Raw genomic sequence first — 12,029 nt, forward strand, 5'->3', positions numbered from 1 at the left:
CAATTCGCATTTTGCCGTTTTTTTTATGCCTTTTTTGTTTATATTTGTTAAAAACAAACATTTAATTTATGTACGAATTCATTCAAAAAATGCACTCAGGTTGGGCTTACCTGGTGTTACTTTTATTAGTTGTAGCAGTAGTAAATGCTTTAATCGGATTTTTTTCTAAAAAAGAATTTACTGCAAAAGATCGCAAAATTGGTCTTTTCGGCCTTATCGTAACGCACATCCAATTACTTATCGGAATCGTTTTGTACTTTGTTTCTCCTTTTGGAAAAGCAGCTTTTGGACAAATGAGCGATGCAGCACTACGATTGACCTCATTAGAGCACCCATTAATTAATATTATTGGTATCGCTTTAATTACAATTGGTTGGTCGAAACATAAAAAATTATTAACTAGCGAAGCTAAATTTAAAACTTTCGCCATTTTCTACGGAATTGGTTTACTTTTAATTTTGAGCCGTTTGCCATGGAATCTATGGTTATAGAAAACAAATAAGCCCGTTCCTACCGGGCTTTTTTTTCTCGGCATATTATTTGAACATACTCCCCAAGTTTGAACGAAAAAAAATATTATGAAGAACAAAACAAACCTATTTCTTTTGCTCACCAGCTTGACTTTTGCCATACTAAGTGTGTCTTATGTATACAGCCAAGCAAAACCAAAAACGATTCCGATTGCACAAGACTCGCTAAAACTGGCTAAAATAAAAGCAGCCATTTTTGACAAAGACACGACAGTCGTACTCGAAAAACCATTGAAATTAAAACTACACAAAAAATCAGCACATGCCTCTTACTACGCTGATCGTTTTAATGGTCGAAAAACCGCCAGCGGCGCCAAATTTGACAACAACAAGTACACCGCGGCACATAAAAAACTACCTTTTGGCACCAAAGTAAAAGTAACAAACGAGTTGAATGGCGAATTTGTAATTGTAGAAATTACAGATCGTGGTCCTTTTGTTAAAACACGCGATATCGACTTATCAAAACGCGCTTTTATGGACATTGTAAAGCGCAGTGGTGCTGGTATTATGACAGTAACACTTGAGGTGGTTGAAAACTAAAACTTCAAAAGAAACGTGTTACTGTTAATTAAAACGCAAACTATTTCTCTCAAAAAAAAATTGCCGCATTAATTTCAACTTAAGAATAATATTCTTTCTTTTATTATTTATCAGAACTTATAGACAACACTTTTCATCTGACTTTCGTTTAAAAAATTAAAGCCATCATTGAGAAACGAACTTTTAAAATTGTTTTGCGACTAATTGGTACTATTGTCTAAAGTGACTAATAAAATAAAAAACACCAACAAATGAATAAAATATACTACCTCGCTTCTTGTGATACCTGTCGTAAAATCATTAAAAACTTACCACAAGGAATTGAATTAGAATACCATGATATTAAACAAGATCCTATCTCTGAAAAAGAATTAGAAGAATTACATCAACTTGCTGGCAGCTACGAAGCATTATTCAGTAAAAAAGCACAGTTGTACAAGTCAATGGATTTAAAAAATAAAACGCTAACTGAATCAGATTACAAAAAATACATCTTAGAACATTATACCTTTATTAGTCGTCCCGTTTTTATAATCGACGGTAAAATTTACATTGGCAACAGCCAAAAAAATATTATAGAAGTAATGAAAGCTTTTAGCTAATACTAAAATATTTTGTCTTCAAACAACAAATAAACAACCTAAACTGCCGCAGTTGAGACTGAATTGTTTTTAGTACCTTTACCTCTTTATATCCAATTATATGATACAATCGATGACGGGCTTTGGTAAAGCAACTTTGCAATTACCAACAAAAAAAATTACAGTTGAAGTAAAATCGCTAAATAGCAAAGGGCTCGATTTGAACGTAAGAATGCCTTCGGTATATCGCGAAATGGAATTGGGGTTACGCAACCAAATTGCATTGCAATTGGAGCGCGGAAAAGTTGATTTTGCAATTTATATTGAAAGTACTGCAGAGCAAACGTCTACTAAAGTAAATGTTCCTGTAGTTAAAAATTACATAGCGCAACTAAAGGAAGTGTATCCCGACGCAGATGAAACAGAATTAATGAAGATGGCAGTTCGTATGCCCGATACTTTAAAAACAGAGCGCGAAGAGATTGACGAAAATGATTGGCAACAAATTCAGACGATAATTACTGAAGCTTTACAAAACATCAAAAATTTTAGAAACGACGAAGGTCAATCACTAGAAAAAGAATTCAATTTACGAATTTCAAATATTCGTCAATACATGAATGATGCTTTGGCTTTAGATCCGGAGCGTGTGCAAGCCATAAAAGATCGTTTGCAAACTGCAATTTCCGAGTTGAAAGTGAATGTTGATGAAAATCGTTTCGAACAAGAGTTGATTTATTATTTAGAAAAATTAGATATTACGGAGGAGAAAGTTCGCTTAACCAATCACTTGGATTACTTTTTAGAAACTATTGCAGGAACAGAAGCAAATGGTAGAAAATTGGGTTTCATTACACAAGAAATGGGCCGTGAAATTAATACCATGGGTTCGAAATCTAACCACGCACAAATGCAGAAATTAGTGGTTATGATGAAAGATGAATTGGAAAAAATAAAGGAACAAGTTTTGAACGTACTATAGCATAATTAGCAACTAGCGAAAAGCCTTAGCGTTTAAAACACAAGCACTATTGCTTTTTGCTACTGACTTATAAAGATGAAAAAAGGAAAATTGATTGTATTCTCAGCTCCTTCAGGATCGGGAAAAACTACAATAGTGAAGCACTTGTTAGCGCAGAAAGAGTTAAATTTAGATTTTTCAATCTCTGCAGCTTCTCGAGATGCTAGAGGAGAAGAAATAAACGGAAAAGATTATTACTTTATTTCGCTAGAAGAATTTAAGCAACACATTAAAGCAGAAGATTTTTTAGAATGGGAAGAAGTATATCGTGACAATTTTTACGGTACTCTAAAATCAGAAATTGATCGCATTTGGGCTTTAGGTAAGAATGTTATTTTTGATATTGACGTGGCCGGTGGCTTGCGCATTAAAAGTAAATATCCAGATGAAACTTTGGCTGTTTTTGTAAAACCACCAAGTATCGATGAGCTTAAAATTCGTTTAAAAAAGCGTTCGACAGAAAGTGATGATAAAATTAACATGCGCATTGCAAAAGCTTCGGTAGAATTAGCGACCGCACCGCAATTTGATGTCGTTATAAAAAATTACGATTTAGCAGTAGCCTTGGAAGAAGCAACTGCTTTGGTAAAAAATTTTGTTTCACAATAATTGAAAATTAGGAAAAGTAAGAATAAGGAAGGTGCAGCATCAACTGAAAAGTTCTGCAAAATCCTTTTTTAGCCTTTTTGAAAGAAAATCAAATAAGCAAAAGAGAAGCAAACATTCAAAAAAATTTGTGAATCTCTCTGAAAATTTTGTGAACCTCTGCGAAACGAAATGAAAATAGGACTCTACTTCGGCACCTTTAACCCCATACACGTAGGACATTTAATTATTGCCAATCATGTCGCGGAGTATTCTGACTTAGATGAAGTTTGGATGGTTGTAACGCCACACAATCCACTAAAGAAGAAAAACACCTTGCTTGACGACTACCATCGTTTAGAAATGGTTCATCTAGCAACGGAGAACTATCCTAAAATTAAACCGTCCGATTTTGAGTTTAAATTACCTCAACCCAATTACACCGTAAATACCTTGGTTCACTTCGGAGAGAAATTTCCACAACATGAATTCTCATTGATTATGGGTGAAGATAATTTACGTACACTACCAAAGTGGAAAAACTACGAGGTTATTTTAGAAAACAATTCAATTTACGTATATCCTCGTATTTCGACAGAAACGGAGAATATTGCTCTTAAAGAACATCATAATGTTCATATGATCGATGCGCCCGTAGTTGAAATTTCATCTACTTTTATTCGAAATAATATAAAAATCGGTAAAAACATTCAGCCCTTGCTGTCTGAAAAAGTATGGAATTACATCGATCATAATTTATTCTACAAGAAATAATCTCACAATATCGTTTGCAGCTTATTTGCAATATTTTCAAAAATAGGCTGCAGTGCTTCATTTTTTCTCGAAATTAAAAACACTTCTTCTGCTGGCATTGTTGCCGCATCCCAAAGCAATTGCACTTTATTACTTTCGATCATTTCTTTTGCATTGCAGTTATAGGTTACAGCCACGCCATTGTTTTCTGCAACTGCCGATAACATTTCATATTCATTTGGAATAATATAATTAAGGCTCATCGAAGGTCTTTTTTTATTAAAGACATGTAGCCAAAATAATTTAATATGCGGAATTCGCGCATCATGACTGAACCATTTGTACTGATTTAAATGTCCTTCGATTGTAAACAAATCCATTCGCTCAATGTGATTTATAATACCACTAATTTCTAAATTAGGAGAAGCTACCATGATCAACTTTATAGAACCCACCTTCTTTATGTTGGTGTCAAATGTATCGAATCGCTTGGTTACAATAGCAAAGTCTAATTTTTTTGCGTTGACCAATTCAAACAGTGCATCATTTTCCTGAAAAGTAAAATCGATAAAATCAAATTCAGCAATGAGAGCACTACCTAAACTAGAAAATAAATGTTCGGAAATACCAACTGAAATCAAGCGATTGGCATCCGAAGCCTTCGCGCGAAAACCTTGCTCTACATTTTCTAGTCGGTCAAGCGCATCTATAATCAAGTTATTCAGTAACTTAGCATATTCCGTTGCCTCTACTCCTTTCGATTTACGATTAAATAATTTATAACCTACATGCGCCTCTAGCATTACAATTTGTTGGCTCACTGCTGGCTGACTGATAAAAAGCTCTTTGGCAGCCAATGAGAAATTACCGTTTTTATAAACAGATTTAAATGTTCTGTACCACTCTAGATTTACCATGATATAAATATATTTATCACAAACATAATTTAATTTATTTTTACTAATATCATAATAAGCGTATTTTTGTATCAACATATATAAAATGAAACACACAAAACTTGTATTATTAATTGCTTTTACAGCGCTAAGCTTTGCTGCAAATGCTCAAAAAAAACATACTAAACAGATGAAAAAAGTATTATTTGTGCTTACGAGCCACGAAAAATTAGGAGACACGGGAGAAAAAACAGGATTTTGGATTGAAGAATTTGCTGCACCCTATTACGCTTTAACAGATAAGGGATATGAAGTAACCGTTGCAAGTCCCTTAGGCGGACAACCACCAATTGATCCCAAAAGTGATGATAAAAGTGCCGCTACCGACGACACTAAAAGATATGATGCCGACACTGCGGTACAAAATAAAATAAAAAACACGCACAAATTAAGCGACATCGATCAAAAGGATTATGATGCAGTATTTTATCCAGGCGGACACGGACCAATGTGGGATTTGGCTACAGATAAAAATTCGATTGCATTGATTGAATCTTTTTATATGCATAATAAACCAGTAAGTTTTGTGTGCCACGCACCAGCAGCATTGAAAAATGTAAAAGTGAACGGCGACTATTTAGTTAAAGGAAAGAAAGTAACTGGATTTTCAAATACTGAAGAAGAAGCAGTTGGTTTAACCAATGTGGTTCCGTTTTTGTTGGAAGATGTCTTGAAACAAAACGGCGGAGAATACTCAAAAGGAGAAGACTGGAGCGTGTATGCTGTAGAAGACGGCCTATTGATAACCGGTCAAAATCCAGCGTCTTCCAAACTAGTTGCTGAAAAATTAATGGCGCAATTGAGCGCTAAAAAATAGATTCTAAGACATAAAGGTTCTAAGTTGTTCCGATTTTAAGTAAATTATTTTACTAGAAATTATAGCTCTTAGAACCTTCATAACTTTTAAACAAAATAGTATGTTAAACTTCGAATTATACAATCCGACTAACTTAGTTTTCGGAAAAGGACAAATAGAAAAATTAGGATCTTTAGTTCCTAAAAACGCAAAAATTTTATTGGCTTATGGAGGTGGAAGCATCTTTAAAAACGGTATTCACGAGCAAGTAATTAAAAACCTAGAAGGCTTTGAAATTATAGAATTTGGCGGTATTGAACCAAATCCACATTTTGAAACTTTAATGAAGGCCGTTGCAGTAATTAAAGCTGAAAAAATAGATTTTATATTAGCTGTTGGTGGTGGTTCTGTAATTGACGGTGTAAAGTTCATTTCGGCAGCTGCTGATTTTGAAGGCAATCCGATGGATATTTTACAAAAACGACTGTTAATTAAAGAAAATGCTGTTCCGTTTGGTTCGATTTTAACTTTACCTGCTACAGGAAGTGAGATGAACTCTGGGGCAGTTGTTACCATTGAGTCTACACAAGAAAAATTAGCTTTCGGAGGTTCTGCATTATTTCCAAAATTTTCTATTTGCGATCCAACCGTAATTACATCTTTACCTAAAAGACAATTGCAAAATGGTGTGGTCGATGCTTATACCCATGTTTTAGAGCAGTACTTAACTTATCCGCACGACGGAATGTTGCAAGACCGAATTGCCGAAGGAATATTGCAAACATTAATTGAAGTTGGACCAGGAGTAGTTGAAAATCCTGCCGATTATAAGTTGGCTTCTAACTTTATGTGGAGTTGCACGATGGCCTTAAATGGTTTGATTCAGAAAGGTGTCCCTTCAGACTGGGCAACGCACATGATCGGACATGAACTGACTGCGCTGTACGGCATTGATCATGCACGAACGTTGGCAGTAATTGCACCAAACTTATACCGCGTTATGTTTGAAACAAAAAAAGGGAAATTAGCGCAATACGGAAAACGTATTTTTGGATTATCAGGATCTGAAGACGAAATTGCAAATGCAGCTATTGAAGCAACTGTTTCATTTTTACACCAAATGGGAATGGAAACAAAACTTTCTGATTACACTGACAAATACGACTCTAGTGCCGATTTTATTGTAAAGCGATTTGAAGAAAGAGGTTGGATTGGTTTAGGCGAAAAACAGTTGGTTACTTTGGATAAAGTGAAAAAAATTGTTGAAATGAGTTATTAAAAATCTTATCTCTTATAAAAACAGAAAGGGCGTTCACATTAAGTTGGGAACGCCTTTTCAAGTTACTAAAACAAAACTAACTAACTCAATTCGGATTTTATTCATTTAAGAAATTCATTTGTAATAAGTTACAACGTGCTCATTGTTTTTTTATTGTGTGAAAAGTTAAAAAAATCTCGTTTTTATCAAAAATTTTCCTAAAACCTTGCAAATAGTCCTCTTTTACAAATTTCTTTACACTCTTTTTTTGCATGATTAGTACTTTATTAAGTACTTTTGCTTCAAATTAATAAAATAAATGAGCGAAAATTTAAAATTTGCGGTAATTGGTGGTGGAAGTTGGGCAACAGCTATTGCGAAAATGCTATGCGTTAATCTTTCTGAAATCGCGTGGTACATGCGTAATGATGCCGCAATCGAGCATTTAAAAACCCACAAACACAATCCAAATTATTTGAGTTCAGTAGAGTTTGATCCTGCTAAGCTTAAATTGACAAACAATATTAATGAAGCAGTCGCTTATGCAGATTACATAATTTTTGCAATTCCCTCGGCTTTCTTAAACGGAGAACTAGAAAAGTTAGAAGTGTCTTTGGAGAATAAAATTATTTTTTCGGCCATTAAAGGAATTGTTCCTGAAACTAGCTTAATTGTCGGCGAGCATTTTCATGTAAAATACAATATCCCATATTATAACATTGGTGTCATTACAGGACCTTGTCACGCAGAAGAAGTAGCCTTGGAACGTTTATCGTATTTAACAATTGCATGTGGCGACGAAGAAAAGGCGAAAAATGTAGCGGAAAGGCTTTCTGGAAATTACATTAAAACAAAAATTACAGACGATATTATTGGTACTGAATATGCTGCCATGCTTAAAAACATTTACGCAGTTGCCGCAGGAATTGCGCACGGTTTAGGTTATGGCGATAATTTTCAATCGGTTTTGATGAGTAATGCCATTCGTGAGATGAAGCAGTTTATCAAAAAAGTGCATAAGATGAAACGAAACATTAACGACTCTGCTTATTTGGGCGATTTATTAGTTACGGGTTACTCTATATTCTCTAGAAACAGAACTTTCGGAAATATGATTGGAAAGGGCTACACAGTAAAAAGTGCAATGATGGAAATGAGCATGGTTTCTGAAGGATACTACGCTACTAAAAGCGCCTATAACCTCAACAAAGGTTATGGAGCGGAAACGCCAATTATAGACGCTGTTTATGCCGTTTTGTATGAAGGAAAAGATCCTAAAAAAGTATTCAAAAAATTAACTGATTTCTTGGATTAACAAAATAGCATGACAAGTATTATAAAGCCGCTTCTTGACCAAGAATGCGGCTTTTTTATTTTCTGTCAACCTATTGATTCATCTGTTCTTTATAAAAATTATAATTTTTAAGCGATATTTGGTTTTATCTAACTCAAATCTTAATCTAATCTTTAGATGACTAAGGCACAAAACTAAGTACCTTTCTTATTTAAAAATTATGGAAAATTTAAATAAAGTTACCAAAATCACAATGTTGTTCTGGATAATGAAAATCGTGGCAACAACCCTGGGAGAAACATTGGGAGATTATCTCTCGATGACTTTAAATCTTGGTTATTTTGTTGGCATCTTAATTACTTTTCTGTTTTTTACTTTGGTGCTTGCCAATCAACTTCGAGCAAAAAAATTCATCCCTACTTCTTACTGGTTGGTTATTATTGCGACAACCACTCTCGGCACCGAAATATCTGATTTTCTAGATCGAAGTCTGCAATTGGGTTATGCTGTAGGTAGTTGTTTTTTATTAATGAGTTTAGTATTGGTTCTGTTTCTTTGGTTTAAAAAGTACAGCTTATTAGCAGTTTATCCCATTTTTGACACCACCAAAGAATTATATTATTGGATTGCTATTTTATTTTCGAATAGTTTAGGAACTGCTTTTGGCGATTTTTTAAGCGATGTGCTTGGATTCTCCTATTTAACCGGTGCTCTTGTAACCGCAAGTATTATTGTGTTCGTTCTTCTTCTGCATTATTGCACAAAGATAAACGAGATACTACTTTTCTGGATTGCCTTTATTTTTACAAGACCATTCGGAGCTACTTTTGGAGACTTTTTAACCAAACCAATTGCAAAAGGAGGACTAAACTTAGGAACACTAAACGCTTCGCTCACCGCTCTATTTCTGATGGCGTGCTTGATATTGTTTTCGCACTGGCAATTAAAAAAGATACGAAAATAAAAAAAGGCAGTTTCTCAATTTAGAAAATGCCTCATATAATTTACGCAACAGTATTATATTACCTTACAATCACTCCGTCTACAAAAAGAATAGGAACTTCTTCCATATTACCTTCAGAAATGGAGTTCGCCTTAAAAATAAATTTTTTATCGTAAAGTGTGTTTCCGATAAAAAAAGTGACCATAAACTCATTGTTTAATTGCAAGACACTTTTCTCAATCATCTCAATTTTCACTACAGAAACTGCCGGAATTTCTGCAAATGCATGGCGCAAAAGAGAAGTTTTTTTCATTTCTCCATCCAAAGTTCCAAATGCTTTTGAAACTACCATGACACCATCGATCTGAAAATCACTATCGTTTACTAAATAAGCAAACCAAACTTTTTCCATAAAATCGTCGCTCCATTCTTGAACAGTCGCAATGAATACGTTTTCTACTTCGGGTATAACAATGTCTTTTTTCATATGGTAATGGATGCTAAAAAAAATAGTGTTTAGCAGAAAAAGTATCCACTAATCACTATTTAGCTATAATTATATTTTTAAATACTTGCTTTAAACTGCTCTAAGAAACGAACGTCATTTTCGTAAAACATACGAATATCGCCAATTTGATACAGCAACATGGCGATACGCTCTACTCCAACTCCAAAGGCGAAACCATTATATTCGTCTGGATTAATATCGCAATTTTTAAGAACGTTTGGATCTACCATACCGCAACCACCAATTTCTAACCAACCGGTTCCTTTGGTAATTCGGTAATCCGTTTCTGTTTTCAATCCCCAATAGATATCAATTTCGGCACTTGGTTCTGTAAATGGAAAATACGAAGGGCGCAAACGAATCTTTGATTTCCCAAACATCTCTTTCGTAAAATAAAGTAACGTTTGTTTTAAATCTGCAAACGATACGTCTTTGTCAATGTACAAGCCTTCCACTTGATGGAAAATACAGTGTGAACGAGACGAAATTGCTTCATTACGAAACACGCGACCTGGCGAAATAGTACGTATGGGTGGTTTATTATTTTCCATATATCGCACTTGAACCGATGAAGTATGCGTGCGCAAGAGTACATCGGGATTGGTTTGAATGAAAAAAGTATCCTGCATGTCACGTGCCGGATGGTATTCTGGCAAGTTCAATGCGGTAAAATTATGCCAATCGTCTTCAATTTCTGGTCCTTCAGAAACATTGAAACCAATATTGGCAAAAATATCTATAATTTGATTTTTAACAATCGAAATCGGATGACGAGAGCCAATGATTACTGGTTCTGCTGAACGCGTTAGGTCGCCAAAAACACCTTTGGACTCTTCTCTGCTTTCCAACAGTTCAACAATTCCTTTTACTTTATCTTCGGCAGCCGTTTTTAAAGCATTAATTACTTGACCAAATTCTTTTTTCTGATCGTTAGGAACGCTTTTAAACTCAGCAAAAAATTCATTTAAAATTCCTTTTTTACTTAAGAATTTGATGCGAAAAGCTTCTAATTCTTCTTTATTCTCTGTCGTAAAAGCGTCTGCTTCGCCGATATAATCTTTAATCTTGTCTATCATTGTCATTCCGTAATTGAGATTACAAATTTAATTTTTTTTGCTGACTACTGAAAAGTTATTGGTAAATACTCCATAAACTTTAACAATCATACTAAGTGCTGTATTGAAATTCAAAAAACAGCAAACTATTCAATAACTTTTCTTTCTAAAAAATAATTTACGATTGCTTCTTTCATCAAAACCGATTGCTCTCCAGCTTTTAATGGCGGTAATTCTTCCTTCACTGTATAATGCGGCCAACCTTCATCATCAAAGAAGTCAAATTCATAAAAACCATACGGCTCTAATAAACGGCAAATGGCAATGTGCATTAAGTTTAGTTTTTCATCTTTCTTGAATTCTCTATGCAATTTACCTAATTCTTGAACTCCGACTAAATAAATAATTGCATCCAAATCTAAATCTTCACCTTGCGAAAATTGATTGGAAAGTATATCGACGAGCTTTTCCCAGCGCTCTTTTAATTGTGTATCTCTTGACATTTTTATTGTAATTGTAAATTATGAGGTATAAAGCAAACGTTCAAAATCGTGGTTCTTTATCTTTGCAAAGATACGACCTTGAAAATTAGAATGAATCCTTGATAATTCTTTTATCTTTGTTTTTGAATTAAAAAAAGATTTCTATTGACGACTTTCGATATGATTTTGGGTGTACTGTTGGTTTACGGATTGTATAAAGGAATCCGAAACGGTCTTTTTGTAGAATTGGCTTCTCTAATTTCTCTTTTGGCTGGAATTTATTTCGCCATAAAATTTTCATCTTTTTTGAAAGACCTTATTAGCAAACAGGTTTCGTGGAATCCCAATACCATTCAGATTATTGCTTTTGTACTTACCTTTCTCGCAGTGGTTATTGGCATTATGCTTTTGGCTAAAATATTTACCAAGCTGGCCGATTTTGCTTATTTAGGTTGGATTAATAAACTGGGCGGTGGCGTATTTAGACTACTGAAAATGATTTTAATTTTGAGTGTCGTTTTTACACTTTTCGAAAAAGTAAATTTTGACAATGCCATTGCCAAGGAAGAAACCTTGGATGCTTCGCTCTTTTATCGTCCGATTCAAAAAGTTTCTGGCTTTGTATATCCTTCTATTGATAAATTTTATGAAAAGCTGAAAGAAGAAAAAAATACAGACGTACGAAATGAAAAATCGATTTGATTACTTTATAAAACAAGAAAGC

The 12,029-nt window shown here is 34.2% G+C and carries 15 protein-coding genes; 11 read left to right on the forward strand and 4 right to left on the reverse strand.

The features are described 5' to 3' along the window. The first annotated feature begins 68 nt into the window (after positions 1–68). The 6 genes from ACRASX_RS04185 (at position 69) to nadD (ending at position 4,034) form a co-directional block, all read left to right on the forward strand. Complete coding sequence (locus ACRASX_RS04185) at positions 69–491, forward strand: hypothetical protein (protein ID WP_066311701.1); 423 nt, start codon at positions 69–71, stop codon at positions 489–491. A gap of 87 nt (positions 492–578) precedes the next feature. After that, positions 579–1,073, forward strand: a complete 495-nt coding sequence (locus tag ACRASX_RS04190; RefSeq protein WP_066311703.1) for a septal ring lytic transglycosylase RlpA family protein — start codon at positions 579–581, stop codon at positions 1,071–1,073. A gap of 251 nt (positions 1,074–1,324) precedes the next feature. Next, on the forward strand, positions 1,325–1,675 hold the full coding sequence (locus ACRASX_RS04195; protein ID WP_432222517.1) for an arsenate reductase family protein: 351 nt from the start codon (positions 1,325–1,327) through the stop codon (positions 1,673–1,675). Between the two features lie 100 nt (positions 1,676–1,775). After that, entirely contained in the window at positions 1,776–2,636 is an 861-nt protein-coding gene (locus tag ACRASX_RS04200; RefSeq protein ID WP_066311709.1) for a YicC/YloC family endoribonuclease, read from the forward strand. 75 nt (positions 2,637–2,711) lie between these two features. Beyond that, on the forward strand, positions 2,712–3,284 hold the full coding sequence (gene gmk / locus ACRASX_RS04205; RefSeq protein ID WP_432222518.1) for a guanylate kinase: 573 nt from the start codon (positions 2,712–2,714) through the stop codon (positions 3,282–3,284). Positions 3,285–3,452: 168 nt separating this feature from the next. Then, a complete protein-coding gene (gene nadD, locus ACRASX_RS04210) occupies positions 3,453–4,034 on the forward strand; it encodes a nicotinate (nicotinamide) nucleotide adenylyltransferase (RefSeq protein WP_066311714.1) in 582 nt (193 codons plus the stop codon). A gap of 2 nt (positions 4,035–4,036) precedes the next feature. On the opposite strand, the gene ACRASX_RS04215 is transcribed toward nadD, so the two are convergent. After that, positions 4,037–4,930 carry a LysR family transcriptional regulator gene (locus ACRASX_RS04215; protein WP_432222519.1) on the reverse strand — a complete coding sequence of 298 codons (894 nt, stop codon included), beginning with the start codon at positions 4,928–4,930 and terminating at the stop codon, positions 4,037–4,039. Positions 4,931–5,015: 85 nt separating this feature from the next. Here ACRASX_RS04215 and ACRASX_RS04220 point away from each other — a divergent pair, with 85 nt between their 5' ends. The 4 genes from ACRASX_RS04220 (at position 5,016) to ACRASX_RS04235 (ending at position 9,281) form a co-directional block, all read left to right on the forward strand. Then, positions 5,016–5,786, forward strand: a complete 771-nt coding sequence (locus ACRASX_RS04220; protein WP_432222520.1) for a type 1 glutamine amidotransferase domain-containing protein — start codon at positions 5,016–5,018, stop codon at positions 5,784–5,786. Between the two features lie 100 nt (positions 5,787–5,886). After that, positions 5,887–7,044, forward strand: coding sequence for an iron-containing alcohol dehydrogenase (locus ACRASX_RS04225; protein ID WP_432222521.1), 1,158 nt, complete (start codon positions 5,887–5,889; stop codon positions 7,042–7,044). A gap of 298 nt (positions 7,045–7,342) precedes the next feature. Next, the gene (locus tag ACRASX_RS04230) at positions 7,343–8,338 is read left to right on the forward strand and encodes an NAD(P)H-dependent glycerol-3-phosphate dehydrogenase (RefSeq protein ID WP_066311717.1); all 996 of its coding nucleotides are present in this window, start codon (positions 7,343–7,345) and stop codon (positions 8,336–8,338) included. Positions 8,339–8,537: 199 nt separating this feature from the next. After that, entirely contained in the window at positions 8,538–9,281 is a 744-nt protein-coding gene (locus ACRASX_RS04235) for a COG4705 family protein (protein WP_432222522.1), read from the forward strand. A 58-nt stretch (positions 9,282–9,339) separates the two neighbouring features. Here the strand turns inward: ACRASX_RS04235 and ACRASX_RS04240 are convergent, their stop codons facing one another. The 3 genes from ACRASX_RS04240 to ACRASX_RS04250 all read right to left on the reverse strand — a co-directional run bounded on the left by ACRASX_RS04240 (position 9,340) and on the right by ACRASX_RS04250 (position 11,326). Next, entirely contained in the window at positions 9,340–9,747 is a 408-nt protein-coding gene (locus tag ACRASX_RS04240; protein ID WP_066311724.1) for a hypothetical protein, read from the reverse strand. Positions 9,748–9,824: 77 nt separating this feature from the next. After that, positions 9,825–10,844 carry a phenylalanine--tRNA ligase subunit alpha gene (pheS, locus tag ACRASX_RS04245; protein WP_432222523.1) on the reverse strand — a complete coding sequence of 340 codons (1,020 nt, stop codon included), beginning with the start codon at positions 10,842–10,844 and terminating at the stop codon, positions 9,825–9,827. A 125-nt stretch (positions 10,845–10,969) separates the two neighbouring features. Continuing rightward, the gene (locus ACRASX_RS04250) at positions 10,970–11,326 is read right to left on the reverse strand and encodes a hypothetical protein (RefSeq protein ID WP_432222524.1); all 357 of its coding nucleotides are present in this window, start codon (positions 11,324–11,326) and stop codon (positions 10,970–10,972) included. A gap of 144 nt (positions 11,327–11,470) precedes the next feature. On the opposite strand from ACRASX_RS04250, the gene ACRASX_RS04255 reads away from it, so the two are divergent. Continuing rightward, positions 11,471–12,007 carry a CvpA family protein gene (locus ACRASX_RS04255; RefSeq protein ID WP_432222525.1) on the forward strand — a complete coding sequence of 179 codons (537 nt, stop codon included), beginning with the start codon at positions 11,471–11,473 and terminating at the stop codon, positions 12,005–12,007. The last annotated feature ends 22 nt before the right edge of the window (positions 12,008–12,029 follow it).

Origin of the sequence: Flavobacterium sp. TMP13, assembly GCF_050847115.1 — a bacterium.
GTDB lineage: Bacteria > Bacteroidota > Bacteroidia > Flavobacteriales > Flavobacteriaceae > Flavobacterium.